The 15,611-nt window shown below is 43.3% G+C and carries 15 protein-coding genes; 10 read left to right on the forward strand and 5 right to left on the reverse strand.

Features of this window, described 5'->3' with window-relative positions; genetic code table 11:
* The first annotated feature begins 2 nt into the window (after nucleotides 1-2).
* The 6 genes from DQM55_RS09630 to DQM55_RS09655 all read left to right on the forward strand — a co-directional run bounded on the left by DQM55_RS09630 (nucleotide 3) and on the right by DQM55_RS09655 (nucleotide 5,045).
* Entirely contained in the window at nucleotides 3-761 is a 759-nt protein-coding gene (locus DQM55_RS09630) for an ABC transporter permease (RefSeq protein ID WP_002926706.1), read from the forward strand.
* A gap of 37 nt (nucleotides 762-798) precedes the next feature.
* Complete coding sequence (locus DQM55_RS09635; RefSeq protein ID WP_002926707.1) at nucleotides 799-1,491, forward strand: ABC transporter permease; 693 nt, start codon at nucleotides 799-801, stop codon at nucleotides 1,489-1,491.
* A gap of 144 nt (nucleotides 1,492-1,635) precedes the next feature.
* Nucleotides 1,636-2,544, forward strand: a complete 909-nt coding sequence (locus DQM55_RS09640) for an ABC transporter ATP-binding protein (protein ID WP_002926708.1) — start codon at nucleotides 1,636-1,638, stop codon at nucleotides 2,542-2,544.
* Nucleotides 2,545-2,556: 12 nt separating this feature from the next.
* On the forward strand, nucleotides 2,557-3,252 hold the full coding sequence (locus tag DQM55_RS09645) for an ABC transporter permease (protein WP_002926709.1): 696 nt from the start codon (nucleotides 2,557-2,559) through the stop codon (nucleotides 3,250-3,252).
* 145 nt (nucleotides 3,253-3,397) lie between these two features.
* Nucleotides 3,398-4,330 (forward strand): ABC transporter ATP-binding protein, encoded by a 933-nt coding sequence (locus DQM55_RS09650; RefSeq protein ID WP_002926710.1) that lies wholly within the window; start codon nucleotides 3,398-3,400, stop codon nucleotides 4,328-4,330.
* A complete protein-coding gene (locus DQM55_RS09655; protein ID WP_002926711.1) occupies nucleotides 4,323-5,045 on the forward strand; it encodes a lantibiotic ABC transporter permease in 723 nt (240 codons plus the stop codon). Before DQM55_RS09650 ends, DQM55_RS09655 begins: the two co-directional genes overlap by 8 nt.
* Nucleotides 5,046-5,155: 110 nt before the next feature.
* Here DQM55_RS09655 and DQM55_RS09660 read toward each other — a convergent pair whose 3' ends face one another.
* The 5 genes from DQM55_RS09660 to DQM55_RS09680 form a co-directional block, all read right to left on the reverse strand.
* On the reverse strand, nucleotides 5,156-5,773 hold the full coding sequence (locus DQM55_RS09660; RefSeq protein ID WP_111676472.1) for a helix-turn-helix domain-containing protein: 618 nt from the start codon (nucleotides 5,771-5,773) through the stop codon (nucleotides 5,156-5,158).
* A 109-nt stretch (nucleotides 5,774-5,882) separates the two neighbouring features.
* Entirely contained in the window at nucleotides 5,883-6,716 is an 834-nt protein-coding gene (locus DQM55_RS09665) for a CPBP family intramembrane glutamic endopeptidase (protein WP_111676474.1), read from the reverse strand.
* Nucleotides 6,717-7,149: 433 nt separating this feature from the next.
* A complete protein-coding gene (locus DQM55_RS09670; protein ID WP_111676476.1) occupies nucleotides 7,150-8,130 on the reverse strand; it encodes a Fic family protein in 981 nt (326 codons plus the stop codon).
* A gap of 44 nt (nucleotides 8,131-8,174) precedes the next feature.
* Complete coding sequence (locus DQM55_RS09675) at nucleotides 8,175-9,050, reverse strand: sensor histidine kinase (RefSeq protein ID WP_111676478.1); 876 nt, start codon at nucleotides 9,048-9,050, stop codon at nucleotides 8,175-8,177.
* Nucleotide 9,051: 1 nt separating this feature from the next.
* Entirely contained in the window at nucleotides 9,052-9,732 is a 681-nt protein-coding gene (locus tag DQM55_RS09680) for a response regulator transcription factor (protein ID WP_111676480.1), read from the reverse strand.
* Nucleotides 9,733-9,992: 260 nt separating this feature from the next.
* On the opposite strand from DQM55_RS09680, the gene DQM55_RS09685 reads away from it, so the two are divergent.
* The 4 genes from DQM55_RS09685 (at nucleotide 9,993) to DQM55_RS09700 (ending at nucleotide 15,591) form a co-directional block, all read left to right on the forward strand.
* On the forward strand, nucleotides 9,993-11,774 hold the full coding sequence (locus tag DQM55_RS09685; protein WP_111676482.1) for a serine hydrolase domain-containing protein: 1,782 nt from the start codon (nucleotides 9,993-9,995) through the stop codon (nucleotides 11,772-11,774).
* Nucleotides 11,775-11,791: 17 nt separating this feature from the next.
* On the forward strand, nucleotides 11,792-13,570 hold the full coding sequence (locus DQM55_RS09690) for a serine hydrolase domain-containing protein (protein WP_111676484.1): 1,779 nt from the start codon (nucleotides 11,792-11,794) through the stop codon (nucleotides 13,568-13,570).
* Between the two features lie 16 nt (nucleotides 13,571-13,586).
* The gene (locus DQM55_RS09695; RefSeq protein ID WP_111676486.1) at nucleotides 13,587-14,252 is read left to right on the forward strand and encodes an HXXEE domain-containing protein; all 666 of its coding nucleotides are present in this window, start codon (nucleotides 13,587-13,589) and stop codon (nucleotides 14,250-14,252) included.
* 391 nt (nucleotides 14,253-14,643) lie between these two features.
* On the forward strand, nucleotides 14,644-15,591 hold the full coding sequence (locus DQM55_RS09700) for an alpha/beta fold hydrolase (protein ID WP_111676488.1): 948 nt from the start codon (nucleotides 14,644-14,646) through the stop codon (nucleotides 15,589-15,591).
* Nucleotides 15,592-15,611: the final 20 nt, after the last annotated feature.

Below are 15,611 nucleotides of genomic sequence, written 5' to 3' on the forward strand. Positions count from 1 at the left end.
TCATGATGGATTTCATTCGAGCCGATTTATACCGGCTCATGCGCTCAAAAGGCTTTTGGATTACTGAGTTTTTATTATTCTGTGCGATTATCTCAACAACCTTCTTCCATGCAAATATTCATTTTGGAGCAAATATCTCCAGCAATGCGGCTGCTAGTCAATCTCTAGGAAAACTAACCGGCCTTCAAGCTCTGGACTATTTTGCAGGCAATACAGACAGTCTACTCTTTTTCACCATCATTGGTCTCAGTATGGTCCTTGGAGTAGATCTGTCTCGGAAACTGTATAAAAACTGCCTGAGCTACGGCATCTCTAAGCTCAGCTATTATTTTTCTAAGTTCTTTGTTTGTGTTAGCATCGCAGCCTTTCACTTCCTGCTGATTTTATCTATCTCCTTTGTGACTGCTAGTCTGTCCAACGGAATTGGAAGTGCCCCCAGCTCTTTTTTGCCTCAGTTGGGAGCTGCTCTCTTCATTCAATTTCTCAGCACGGTTGCATGGATTGCCATCATTTCTTTTATACTCTATGCCAGCCACTCGATTGTATCTAGCTTTCTGACCTATTTCCTTGGCGGTACCTTACTGACTATTCCCCTCATCTTTTACCCTGACAATGAATGGCTGCTCTATCTGACCATGCGTTTTAACACAGATATGGCAGCAGATAGCGGAGCTGTTATCAAAGCTATCCTGACAGTGGTAACGGTCACCTTGCTCTTTATGGGTGGCGGGCTGATGGTTTTCAAAAAGAAAAATTTATAAAAAGTAGGAACAATCTTAATCATTCAGAGGAGATTTCATGTTACATAGCATTCAGGCGGAGCTATACCAGCTTGTCCGCTCCAAACCTTTTTGGCTAATAGAAGGGCTGCTCTTTTTTCTCATTTTCATCAGCTCTCTTGGTGAAAGAAACTTTAATTTTTATATCTCTACATCTTCTGATCCAGAAGAAATAGTCATCCAAGGTTGGACAGGATTTGAAGCTCTCGGGGAGCTTGCTAAAGATTTCCTGCCCTTTGTCATGATTACTGTCCTTGTGCTCGTTATCTTTCTGTTAGGTCGTGACCTGACTAGAAAATTATACAACAATATATTAACCAGCGGGGTTTCTCGGAAAGAATTTTACTTATCCAAAATAGCTGTTCTTGTCACAATTATCATCTTTCAACTAGTAACAGCCTTTGCTGTAGTCTTTATCTTTGGAAGCCTCTTCCACGGACTTGGAACTATGCCAAAGAACTTTTTCTGGAGATTTTCCTTGTCTTTCTTTCGCTCCTTTCTCTTTATTATGACCTGCAGTTCTGTAGTTACCTGTCTCCTCTACCTGACCCGCTCCACCCTAGCCAGCTATCTCGTCTTTTTCGCCCTGATTATGCTTCAGTCTAGCCTCGTCATCGTTTTCCCTCAGATAAATTCTGAACTATTCTTATTCCTTATTCTAGCTGGTTCTCTCTTAGGTGGTTACCAAGCCTTCCAGCACAGGGACTTATAAATTTAAGCAGTCAGCCCTTTGGCTGCTTTTTTATTGCTTTTGGATTGGTTCTGCATTTCTTTAGAAATATTTTAGAATTTCTTGAGAAATATTTGAAATCTAGCTTGTATACTAAAATCAAACCTAAGAAAGCGAGAATATACCATGCAAACTGTTTTAGAAGTAAAGCAAGTTACCAAACAATATGGCCAGCAATATGCCCTTGACCATGTGAGTCTTTCAATCCAGAAGGGCGAAATTTACGGTTTAATCGGCAAGAATGGGGCTGGCAAAACCACTCTTCTCAAGACCATTAGCCGGCTCATTCATGCTAACAGCGGAACCGTGTCTGTCTTTGGTTCGCAGAACTCTAAGGAATGGAATGAAACCCTGCGCAAGATAGGAACCGTCATCGAAACACCAGTTGCTTACAATCAAATGACTGCTTATCAAAACCTCAACTACTACTGCAAGGTCCACCAGATTGCCCAACCCGACCAACTCATCAAGGAAACCTTGGCCTATGTCGGATTGAGCAATACTGGTAAAAAGAAATTCCGCAACTTTTCGCTAGGAATGAAGCAGCGTCTAGGAATCGCTATTGCACTTATCAGTAAGCCTGAACTCATGATTTTAGACGAGCCCATCAACGGCCTAGATCCTCTTGGCATCAAGGAATTTCGACTGATGATTCAGCGACTCAATCAAGAATTGGGAATCACTTTTATCATTTCCAGCCACATCTTGTCCGAGCTTTATCTGGTAGCCACCAAGTTTGGAGTGATTGACCAAGGACGGCTTGTCGCAGAATTCACCAAAGACGATTTTGACCGAGCCAGCGAAGATTATATCGTCCTCAAGACTAGCGATAAAGAACAGGCTGCCAATCTCATCCAAGGCAAGCTCCACTATCAGCTCAAGGACGCTGATAAATCTGACGAACTGCACATTGTCGCCCAAGAGCAGGAACTAAATGACATCAACAGGGAGTTGGTCCTATCCAACATTCATGTCAATGGTATCTATGCAGCTCACAAAGATTTAGAAAAATACTTTACAGATTTAGTCCAGTAAGGAGAAAAAACCATGTTACATACTTTTCAAGCAGATTTTTACCGCTTCTTTCGTTCCAAGGCTGTTTGGATTACCGAATTCATCTTTCTACTGACGACCTTGAGCGCAGTCTTTGGCAAATTAAATGCCGTCCAGCTTATACAAGCGGTGTCCAACGCTATCGGTAATAATACATTTATCATCATTATCCTCTCTATGGTCGTCATCGGGACAGATCTGAACAAGCAGCTTTACAAGAATACTTTAACCAGCGGCGTTTCCCGTACCAGTTTCTTCGTCTCTAAAGCCCTAGTCATGGTCTGCGTAACGTTCCTGCAGTTGGCTCTCTATTATAGCATCAACTTTATCCTAGCAGCCATCCTAAACGGTATTGGTGATTTATCCGCCACCTTCCTGCTTCAGTTTATTCTTCTATTCTTTGTGCAGTGCCTGACTGTTATTGCTTGGACAGCCGTTATTTCCTTTATTCTTTATCTGAGTAAATCTATGATTGCTGCTCTGGGAGGTTACCTTTTCTGCGCATCCTTAACCGGAGCTCTGGCTCAATTTTATCCCAAATCATTATGGTTGCAGCATTTCACCATGAGCTTTGATTTTGAGACGCTTCAAAGCAACGGTGTAACCTTAAGAATTGTTCTAATCGCCTTATTTTTAGGAACAGTCTTTACTGCAGCAAGTCTTTATACTTTCCACAAAAAGGATTTATAGTAGAGAATGAGCTAGTCAAAAACTGGCTCATTTTAATCTTTTCAATTTTAAATTTCTTTAGAAATATTTTAGAATTTCTTGAGAAATATTTGATAATTAGTTTGTATACTAAAAGTATAAACAAAGTAATTAAAGGAGAAACATCATGCAAAATGTTTTAGAAGTGAAAGGACTCACTAAAAAATACGGTGATCAATATGCTCTGAAAGACGTCAGTCTTTCCATCAAGAAAGGAGAGATCTACGGTCTCATCGGAAAAAACGGTGCTGGTAAGACCACACTGATCAAAATCATCACTCAAGTCATCTATCCTAGCGGAGGGTCCGTGTCTGTCCTGGGCTCTCAGAACCAACAAGAATGGACCAAGGCCCTCAGCCATACTGGATCTGTTATCGAGACCCCTGTAGCTCATGCCCACATGTCGGCCTATGAAAATCTGCGCTACTACTGTACCGACCGGGGCATTCCAAATGCTGACAAAGTCATCAAAGAAACCCTGCAATATGTCGGCCTGACCGATACTGGAAAGAAAAAATTCCGCAATTTCTCTCTAGGGATGAAACAGCGGTTGGGCATTGCCATTGCCATTTTGGGGCGTCCCGACTTGCTCATTCTGGACGAGCCCATCAATGGTTTAGACCCCGTTGGGATTCAGGAATTTAGAGAAATGGTCAAGCGCCTCAATCAAGAATTAGGCATCACCATCATCATTTCCAGCCATATCCTGTCCGAGCTTTATCTAGTCGCAACTCGCTTTGGCTTTATCAATCAAGGGCATTTCATCAAGGAGCTGTCTAAGGAAGAATTTGACCGAGAAAGCGGCGACTATATCATCCTCAAAACGGATAATATCAAGCAAGCTGCTCATTTAGTGCAAGACAAGCTAGGCTACCAGCTCAGACCAACCAACAAGGAAGATGAGCTGCATATTTCCGGCCAAGTACAAGAAATTCGCAAGATTGCCAAGGAACTAGTCCTAGCCGACATCCCAATCGGGGAAATCTACTACGCCCACAAAGACTTAGAAAAATACTTTACAGACTTAATCAACCAACAAGGAGGAAACACTCATGTTTAATAGTATCAAGGCGGATTACTACCGTCTCTTCCGCTCCGTAGGATTCTGGGGAGTGCAGGCTTTCTGCATCTTTGGAATTCTCCTCGGCATTTTCACTTCCAAAGTTGTCAGTTCCGACAACGGTATCTTTTTTGCCATAGATGTCGTCTCCTACAACAGCGGCATGCTCTTTATTGCCTGCAATGTCATGACTAGCTTGCTTCTCGGTGTTGATCTCAATGACAAACTTTATCACAATAACCTGACTACAGGCAAGACTCGGACCCAGTATTACTTCTCTAAATCACTGACTATCGCTAGCTTACTTCCTATGCAGTTCATACTACTCTACATTTTTGGTATTGTCATCGAATTTGTCCGAACCGGTGGTAATATGGGAACCCTGCCAGCTAATTTCTGGGGACAATTCGCAATACTCTTTGTCATGCAGGTCATCTGTACCTATGCTTGGTACTGCATTACCAGCTTTGTCCTCTACTTGACTCGAAACTATAGTGTCGTCTTTATCACCTATATCATGACCTACATCTTACTCGGCCTCCCTAGTCAAATGGTTGATGCCAATAATGAATGGTTCAAGGCTATCAAGATGGAGTTCGTCTACGGAGACGCTTCAATACCAGGTGTCATCATCAAAACAGCTATCTTTGCTCTCAGTCTGATCACGGTCTTTACAATAGCAGGACTGGCTACACTGAAAAAGAGAGATTTGTAAAATAAAAACTCAGCTAATCACTAAATTAGCTGAGTTTTTTTGAGCGGATTTTGATTGGATTATGAGCGGATTTCACCCTTTCTGGTCTAGCCCTCTTTATCGGCTTTCTTTCACTGCTTCCAATCTTGCTTTTTCAAGAACAGACTGATGCAGACTCCTAGGATAAGGTAGAAAGTGACAAAGGTAAGACTGGCTGCCAGACTGGTCGGATATGGAAAGATCTTGCCCAGAGGAAAAAGAACATTAGATAGAAATCCGAGGGGAACAAAGAGCAAGAATAAAATCAAGGCTAGCTTAACCTGAAAAGAAGGTCTTACCTCGGATAGATTGCGGCCCATTCCCCACACCAGCAGCCCTACTCCCTGAACGATCAGCACCGGCGTTAGCAAGATACTGATCTTGAGAAAATCAGCTAGGATAATGGAGAGGATGATGCCCAGACCGATAAAGCCAAGAGAGAGCTGATAGCAAATATTGCTGGCTATTCTCCTGTGCTTGATTGACTGCTCTTCCTCTTTCTGTACTACAGGCTCAATTCCCTTGAGCAGATAGTCTGTGGTCACCTCAAAATAGTCACTCATGGAAATGATCTTATCCAAATCAGGCATACTCTGCTCACTCTCCCACTTGGAAACGGCCTGTCTAGACACACCGAGTTGGTCGGCTAGCCCCTCCTGAGAAATGCCCCGCGCTTTCCGCAGGTACTGGATTCTGTCTGATAGATTCATGGATTGTTTTACCTATTCTTTCTTATTTTTTATACTTTCTTTCATTGAAACTTATTATAGCACAAGGCGGATAGACTACAAAGTCTGATTGTCATCTCTTCATACAATGCTAGATTTCTTCTTTAGATGGAAGTGCTTTTTCCTCCCTATCCGTCCGATACCAGAGATAGATACTATAAAGTGTCAGGAGAATCACACCTCCAAAGTAAAAGAAGGGATTGACTTGAGAGAAATCCAATTGATTGTTAGCTTGAGCTATGCCAACAAAAGTCGGGATAAGGGTGTTGGAGAGCGCATGAAAGATGTTACAAGCAAGAACAGACTGGGTCTTCTTATAAAGTGCAGCAAGCCAGAAAGAGAGAAGGATACTGAAAATGATAAAAACTGAGAAAAGATCATGGCTTCGATCATAAAAGCGATCGTAAAACCAGAGAGGAATATGCCAGATGGCCCAAATAATACCGGTCATCAAGGTAGAGACAAAGAAAGAAAACTTTTTCTCTAAGGCCGGCTGTAGGAAGCCACGCCAGCCGAATTCTTCAATCCCGCCCGATAGGACAATACAATAGATAAAAAACCAAGGAAATCTTACTAAAGCGCCGTCTACCAGCTTGCCGCCAGAAGCTAGGGCATAGAAGGTGGTCAGACCGCCACCATAGATTAGCAAGTAGAGCCAGGTCTCTTTCTTGCCTGAAAAGAGATAGGAGCAAATGGCCTTGAAGCCTTTCTTTTTCAGTACGATCAGGCTGGCCAGCATAGGCCCAAACATAGCAATACCATTTAGAATAGCTTCAAGAGCAAGATAGGCTGTAGGTGGGCTGTCTGGCCAAAGGTTTTTGAGGATAATGTCCAGCAGCCAGAATCCCCATGTCCAGCCGAAGTTCCAAGCTAGGAACGGCAAAATTAGTTTTGGTTGTGGTTTGATAGTTGTTTCTGTATTCATGAGAATACCTCCTTATAATATAATTAAACTCAAGTTTTTAATCCAAATCTTCAAAGACAGCGACTCGTTCATTCCGAAATCAAAAACTTGGCTTCTGCTTTCAGATTAACAAAAAAGCCAGTTGCCTTTCTAGCGACTGGACTTGGAATAAAGAAAAAATCTAGTTGCTTTTTGGGTGATTGAACTTGGAATCATTGTCAACTGTCAGTTGCAAGTCAGTTATATCAAGGGTTTAGAGTAGTTGGCTGATTTTTCACTTTGGCCGGAAAAATGACCTCGTTGATATGACTTGCTTTTAAAATCACAAAACAAAAAGGCATCTTTATCATGCCTTTCTTCGACTTAATCTAAAAATAAACCTCAGCCAATTCGAAAATTAACTGAGGTTTATGAGCGGATTTTGAGCGGATTTGAGCGGATTTTGAGCGGATTTTTAAGCTAACTGATAGACCCGATCCCGCGTTGTTCCACTTGTTTTCAGAAGACCGAATTCTACAAATATATTCAAATATCTACGGGTTGTAGCCTCGCTTAATCCTGTAATCTCTTGTACTTTTGCATTAGCTATTTGTGAATGTTCCTCCAAGTAAGCTTTTATCAGCTGATAAATTTCTAACTCTCTTGGCTTTAATGTCTTGTGAAGTATCCTGTCTGCATCTTCATCTGCTTTTTCTTGGTATTCTTCTAGTGTTTCTAGTATGGCCTGCAACATAAACTCGGTAAATACTGTAGAGTCATTGGTATCATTGCTGATGGTCAAGGCATCATAATAACCCTGCTGATGAGCATAAATAACTGATTCTACTGGTAGCCATTCAAAAATTGGATTCCATTGACTGAGAATCAGACTCTGCCATAGACGTCCCATTCGCCCATTACCATCTTCAAAAGGGTGAATAATCTCTAACTCAAAGTGAACGATACAGGACTTGACAATGGCCGAGACCTCGCTTTGCTCTGCCCATTTGAATAAATCCTTGACCAAATTGGGGACAAACTGTGGTCTAGCCCCAACATGAACTACTCTCCCCTCGCCATCATAGACTCCAACATCCCCTAGCCGAAACTGTCCCGACCGCTTGACTAAATCCTTAGTCAGCAAGCCATGTGCCAGGAGAAAATCATCTAGACTATAAGGGTTGAGCCTGAACACTCGCTCATAGGCTTCATAGGCATTTTGCACCTCATGAATATCTTTTAACGGACCAAGTACACGCCTGCCTTCAATGATGTCCGTTACCTGTTCTAGTGATAAGCTATTATTCTCAATAGCAAGTGATGATTGAATAGATCGGATTCGGTTTTCCTTACGCAAATACAGCTTACGTTTTTCAATCGAAAGTTGAGTCGTCAGTTCAGAAATTCTCTGAACTAGGTTTAATATCTTCTCTGTAATACGATAATTCGGTTGCATTTTACTCCTTTAAAAAAACATTTTCCCTTATCATACACTATCCTCTACAAAGTCACAACCAGTTCAAACCAGTCGTCCTCGGCTTTCATTGTCAAGTCCCCGCCTAGGATTTCGACTAACTGCTGAGTGATGTAGAGCCCTAGCCCTGAAGACTCCTCACTGCTGGATAGATTTTCTGAGTAAAAGCGATTAGTCAGCTTATCCAGATATTGGATAGGCTGCTGGACGATATTTTTGACGGTAAAGATACAATGCTCGCCCTCTTTTTTCAGAGAAATGCTGGCGGCCTTACGGCCGTGCTTGAGGACATTGCTTATCATATTTTGGACAATGCGCTCTAAAATTTCTGGGTCTGTCTCTAGCTCGAGACCTTCAGCTAACTCTACCTGCAGGTCAATCTGGGCTTTCTGAAAAGCATCATAATAAGTAAAAAGCTGCTGGGTTACTAGCTGGGATATATCTGTCGGCTGGACATTGGCCCGTATAGCTCCCTCCATCAGCCGGCGGTACTCCATCAAGGCTTCCAGCCGTTTGGACACCATTCCCAGACTATCTGCAATTTTGATTAGCTGCTGACTTTCCTGACTATCATCCTTCAGCAGCTGCTGCGTATAGCCACTGGCAATGGTCAGAGGGGTGCGGATATCATGGGCGATATTACTGATAGCCATATCCAGCGTCTTTTTTTCCTGCTGGACTACAAAGGTCGTCTTGTCTAGCTCCCCAAAGAGTAGCTCTGCTTCCTCTGTCAGCTCCAAAATACTGGGGGCATGAGCAGCAGGAGCCAGACGATTCTGGCTCCCTGTCTGCCGCTTCCGACGAATCTGCTGAGCCACATCCTTGACCGCCAAATGATAGCGTATTAAACCAATGGCCAGAAACAGACTGATAAGGGCAAATAAAATGACTAACACCAACATATCAGTCCTCCTTGAGCCGGACACCTAGTCCCCAAACAGTCTCTATGTATTCCTCTGTTGGATCCAACTGAGCCAGTTTCTTACGTAGATTGCTGAGGTGAGTATTCAGGGTATTATCCCCAGGCAGATAGCTCTCTTCCCAGACCTGCTCAAAGAGCTCTTCCTTAGTGTAGATCTTCTTGGGATGACGGAGCAAGAGCTGGAGGATATGATATTCTTTCTTGCTCAAACGGACGCTTTTCTCACCGCAGACCGCCTCAAAGGTAGCCTTGAGCAGACGGATATTTTTAAAGGACTGGCCTTCTTCATCGCCAGTCAAAGCCTGCTGGCTGCGCAGCTGCACGGTGATACGGGCAAAAACTTCATCCAGATTGAAGGGTTTGACGATATAATCATTAGCACCATTCAGCAGGTACTGGCTAACCAGCGCTTTCTCCCCAAGAGCCGTCAGCATAACCACTGGCACCGTAGCATTGCTGCTGCGAATTTCCTTCAACACTTCATCGCCATTCTTACCCGGCAGCATGATGTCCAGAAGGACCAAATCAATCTCCTCCCGCTCAAACAGCGAAATGCCCTCTGTCCCCGAATAGGCGGAATAAACCGTGTGTTCCTTCTGAAAAAGATCTTTTAGAATTTCATGAATATCACTGTTGTCTTCGATGAGTAAAATATGAGCCATAAACACTCGCCTCCAGAAATTTCCTATCACTAGTGTAGCAAGGATAAGAGGCTAAGTCAATAAAAGATGGACTATTCGAAAAACTTTAGAAATATTTTAGAATTACTTGAAGGATATTTGAGAATTGAACTTTAAAATAGAAAGAAATAAGAAATGTATGTGCTATAAAAAGGAGACTCAGAATGTTTAAAATTTTTTGCAAAATCGTTTTTAGAAGTATTACTTTCGCCCTTGAGGGCTAAGGAAAAAAGGAGACTCGCATGAAGAAATCATTTATTCTAACGCTTCTAACGATTATAACTCTGGGGCTCTTCCAGCCAGCTACTGCGCTGGCTGAGGTGGCTCAAAAGCTACCATCTGGTATAGAACGGGACCAGATCGGCCAAAAAATCCAAGACTATGTCAAGGAACATGAAAAAACAACAGCCGGCATGGCAACGGCAGTCTTTGACAAGGACGGTACCATTTATCAAGGCAACTTTGGATACATGGATAAGGAAAAAGACATCAAGGCCGATGATGATAGCGTCTTTGAATGGGGCTCTGTAACCAAGCTGACCGTCTGGCTCTCTGTTATGCAGCTCTGGGAGCAAGGTAAGATTAGCCTAGAAGAAGACATTCGCACCTATCTGCCAGAGGGCTTCCTCAAAAATCTCCGCTATGACAAACCTATCACCATGCTGGATCTCATGAATCATCAGGCAGGATTTGACGAGACTACCTTCTACATGCGAAGTGACAAAAGTATCGAAGAAATCCTTAAAGAACAACAACCTATCCAGTCTTTTGAACCCGGTACAGTCACAGCTTATTCAAATTACGGTGCCGGCTTAGCTGCTCTGATTGTCGAGCGGATCTCCGGTCAGACCTTTGCCAACTATGCCCATGAGCATATTTTCCAACCACTGGGCATGGATAAAACGGCTATTTTGCCGGACCTATCAGACAATTCCTACGTTCAGAAAAAGCGTCAAGAAACCAAGGGTTACGACACTAAAGGAAACTTGCTGAGCAAGGACCATTTCATCACTAGCATCTATCCTACCGGAGCGGCTACTGGCACCTTTAAAGACTTGGAGAAGTTCGCCCAAGCCCTGCTGGCTCGCAAAACGCTCTTTGAGCGCCCAGAGACTTGGAACACCCTCTATACTGTCAGTTCCACCTACCCTGACACGGATATCATCCGCAATGCTCACGGTTTCTGGGCCAACGAATACGGTACTACTGTGTTGGGCCACGGCGGAAATACAGCTGGCTCTACTTCACGGATAATATTGGACTTGGAGCACGGTATCGGCTATGTCGTCATGACCAATCAAGGTACAGAGCAAAATTATAATTTCCAAATGCCAGAGCTCGTCTTTGGGCCACGTAAAACAGCCAGCAAGGAAACCCAAGAGCAATTCAGTCCTGGCTATTATCGCACTCTGCGCAACTTTAATCAAGGCCCTCTAGCTATCTTTAAAATGATTCCAGCCTCCGCAGACTACTTGCAGGAACCATCTGACGATCAGCGATTGCCAAACAACTTCTGGACCATTTATCAGAGCCAAGGCAAGACCCATATCGCAGTAGCTGTTGCAGACTATGAGAAAGTCTCTGACTTTGATTTCTTTAAAGACTATGTTGTTCTAGGCTTGGCCGGACTTGGTATCATCTACGCCCTCGGCCTGCTCCTCATCAGCCCTCTTCTAGGAGTCTATCGGCTTATCTTTCGCAAGAAACAAGACCAGCCAGACCGCACTTGGAAGGTCTGGAACCTTCTAACAGCTGTTGGTATTTTGGCTGTCCCAATCAATCTCTTTCTGCTATTCATGTCAGCAACTTCGGGAGATTTCAGCGAAATCGCTCAGTGGCGCTACATGCTCTTTGCTGCCTTGGGACGCCTGCTAACCGTATCCGCTCTGTTACCTCTCTTCAGAAAGTTCAGAGAAAAGCTCAGTAAAGGACGCCGCTTCCTAACAGCCGTGACCAGCCTATCTGCTTTAGCAGTGGCCGCTAATATCCTCTATTGGTCCCTCTATCAGTGGTGGGTATTCTAACATGAAAGGAGCCAGCTATGAAAAAAACATTTCCCCTAATCCTTTTAACTCTGTTGACTATAGGACTCTTTCGACCAATTACCGCACTGGCTGAAGAACAGAAACTCCCATCTGGTATCGAACGGAACCAGATCGGCCAGAAAATCGAAGACTATGTCAAGGAGCATGAAAAGACGACTGCCGCTATGGAAACAGCAGTCTTTGACAAGGATAGCACCATTTACCAAGGCAACTTCGGTTATATGGATAAAGAAAAAGGCATCAAAGCTGACAACAGCAGCGTCTTTGATTGGGGCTCTGTGACCAAGCTAACCGTCTGGATAGCTGTCATGCAACTCTGGGAACAAGGAAAGATTGACCTAGAGGAAGATATCAAGACCTACCTGCCAGAGAATTTTCTTAAAAATCTGCACTTCGACAAAGCTATCACGATGCTGGATCTCATGAATCATCAGACAGGATTTGATGAATCTCTGTCTTACACAAAAGGTGATAAAAATATAGAGGAAAATCTACGCATGCTCCAGCCTGTCCAGTCCTTTGAACCTGGAACAGTAACCTCTTATTCCAACTATGGTGCTGGGCTCGCTTCTCTGATTGTCGAGCGGATTTCCGGCCAGACCTTTGCTGACTATACCCACGAGCATATCTTCCAGCCGCTTGGTATGGACAAGACAGCTCTCCTACCGGACTTATCTGATAATCCCTATGTTCAGAAAAAACGGCAAGAATCTAAGGCCTATGATACAAAGGGAAATTCACTAGGGACAGCTTTTTATGAATATGGTCTCTACTCAATTGGCCAAGCAGCCGGTACCTTGGAGGATTTACAGAAATTTGCTCAGGCTCTGCTGGGGCGCAAGACTCTCTTTGACCGTCCAGAAACTTGGAATACTCTCTACAATCCCACTTCGACCTATCCAGGTACAGACATCGCCCGCAATGCCCACGGTTTCTGGATTAATGAATACGGAGTCAGCATCATTGGCCACGGCGGCAATACTGATGGTTTCAGCTCCCGGCTTATGCTAGACTTGGAAAGTGGCATCGGCTACATAGTCATGACCAATCAAAGCATGGAAGAGAATTACAACTACCAAATGCCTGAACTGGTTTTCGGAAAACGTAAAACAGCTGACGAAGATACCCAAAAGCAGTTTACACCAGGCTACTACCGTTCTCCGCGCACCTATCTCCATGGTCCCTTATCCTTTCTTAGACTCATGATGCCCTCAATAGAGAAGATTGACAATCCTGCTCAGAACCGAATCTTGAGTACCAATTTTTGGACCATCTATAAGAGCAAGGGAAAGATTACAATTCCCGTCGCTGTGGTAGACTATGAGAAAATCTCTGCTTTTGACTTCTATAAGGACTATATCATCTTAGGATTAGGCATCCTTGGAATTGTCTACAGTTTTGGAACGCTCATCATCAGCCTTTTATTAGGAGCTTATCGCTTGATTTCCCGAAAAACGGTTGAGCACTCAGACCGCACTTGGAAGGTCTGGAATCTACTGACTTCTCTTGGTATTCTGGCTGTTCTCCTAAACCTACTAATGATTATGATACCTTTGATGTCAGATGACCTAGATTCTCTAGCTCCCTGGCGCTACATGCTCTTTGCTGCCTTGGGACTCCTGCTAACCACTGCTGCTCTGCTGCCGCTCTTCAGAAAATCCAGAGAAAAGTTCAGCAAAGGTCGCCTCTTCCTGACGGCAATGACCAGTCTATCTGCTTTGGCAGTGGTCGCTAACATCCTTTACTGGTCTCTTTACCAGTGGTGGGTGCTTTGATAAATGAGGTATTCTTATGTTCAAACTGATTTCTGCTTGGTTAAAAATCTGGATTCCCATTCTCTTTGCTATGGGAATCGGTATTCTCTTATATCTTATCACACATTGGACTACACTAGATGCTGGAAGCAGATTTGTCGCTATAATCTATGTCATGCTCCCTTTGCACTGTCTAGAAGAATGGAGATTTCCTGGCGGTTTTCATTATAACTACAACATGCTTCGGCGCTCTCAACAGCCCGATCGCTATCCTATGAATCAATTTTCTGATATGCTGACTATTATGTTAGCTGAATTAATTGGTATTGTCTGTCTTTTCTACGGTGTCAATCAGATCATTGTCATCTGGAATCTTATCTTTTGCTTTTTTGAAATGATTGGCCACCTGATTTTTGGGTTCAGTATGTACCGACGTTTTCGTACAGTAGGAAAAAGAACCATTTATAACCCAGGTTTTGCGACAGCGGTTGTCTTTACGCTTCATGCTCTCTACTATGTTCTGAACCAGTATCCTAAAAATCTCCCCGGTTTGCCAATAATCATTTTAGCCATTATCAGTGGAACAGTTCTTGTAAGCAGTGTCGTTCTTATCCCTGAGCAACTGTTCAAATCAAAAGAGACCCCTTATCCTTTTGATAGCAATCGTTATTATGAAAAATATATTGCAAGAGAAAAAAACTGAATTCCCTTCCCTATTTCATAATCTTCTTCAAAAATTCTATGAGAAGTCAAAGGCATAACTAATCGACTAATACTCACCGAAAATCAAAAAGTGACCTAGTTTTATTCTGCTATTTTAAGTTTGGCCTTGCGACTCAATCAGACATATCTAATAATTGTTAGAGAACTACTGAAAGATTGCAGGGTTCAAGCATTAACTGGTACTTCTATGGTGGGGTTGCATTCTTCTTATTAGTTACAGTAAATTGCCAATCAGTATGACAGCTCTTTTATCACTTTACCTGATTAAACTTCTATTCGCTTTTAGTGTAAATCACGATATGACCGCTTGAAGTAAAGATTATCAATAAAAGTATGCGAGTCTAAAATATGATGAACAGAAAGGAATCCCTATGTTGAAAAGAATCTTTATATTTGTCCTTAAAACAATCACTTGGCTGGTAGGACTCTTAGCTCTGGCCTTATTGGCTATCTTTCTCTATCACCGCTTTCAAATAGCTCAGGAAAGCAAACTCATTGAGAAGCCGATTGGTCAGCTAGTCGAGGTAGAGGGTAAGAAGCTTAATGTCTACACTGCCGGCAAGGGCAAGAAGACTTTGGTTTTCCTAGCGGGACTGGGCACCAATGCTCCGGTGCTGGATTTCAAGGCTCTTTATTCCAAGCTAGAGGAGGATTATCGCATCGTCGTGGTAGAACGTCTAGGCTATGGTTACAGCGATGATGGAAACGATGAACGCTCATTGGATAGACAAGTGGAGCAGACACGTAAGGCCCTCAAAGCTGCTAAGATATCCGGTCCTTATGTTTTGGTTCCGCATTCGATTGCCGGTTTAGAAACGATTCACTGGGCCAATCATTACCCAGAAGAAGTAGAAGCTATTATCGGGCTGGATATGACCATGCCTCATACAGAGGTGGCCGACCAGCAGAAATTTTATGGTTCTTATCAGACTATCCAGCTGGGGAGAATGCTAGGCTTGGCTCGCCTGCCGATTTTCTTTGATGAAAATAGTAGCCCAGCCATAAAGTCTGGGGCTCTCAATGATCAGGAAAAAGCTGTCTTTAAAGCCTTGTTCCACCAGCGATCAATCACCCAGGCGGTCATGAACGAAGTCAAGAATCGGAAGAAAAATGTTGAAACGATTAACAAAGAACCCGTGCCGCAGATTCCGACTCTTATCTTTGCGGCTGTCCAGAAAGGCGGAGAAGCTCCCAAGCTAGAGGAAGAGTTTGTCGCGCAGAATGCCCAAGCCAAACTTGTAACATTAGAAGGCTCCCACTATATCCATGACGAAAAGCCAAAGGAAATCGCCCAGCAAATAAAGGAATTCTTGAAATAATGAATCTTGAAAAGAATTTA

The sequence above is a fragment of the Streptococcus sanguinis genome (assembly GCF_900475275.1).
Classification (GTDB): Bacteria; Bacillota; Bacilli; order Lactobacillales; family Streptococcaceae; genus Streptococcus; species Streptococcus sanguinis_N.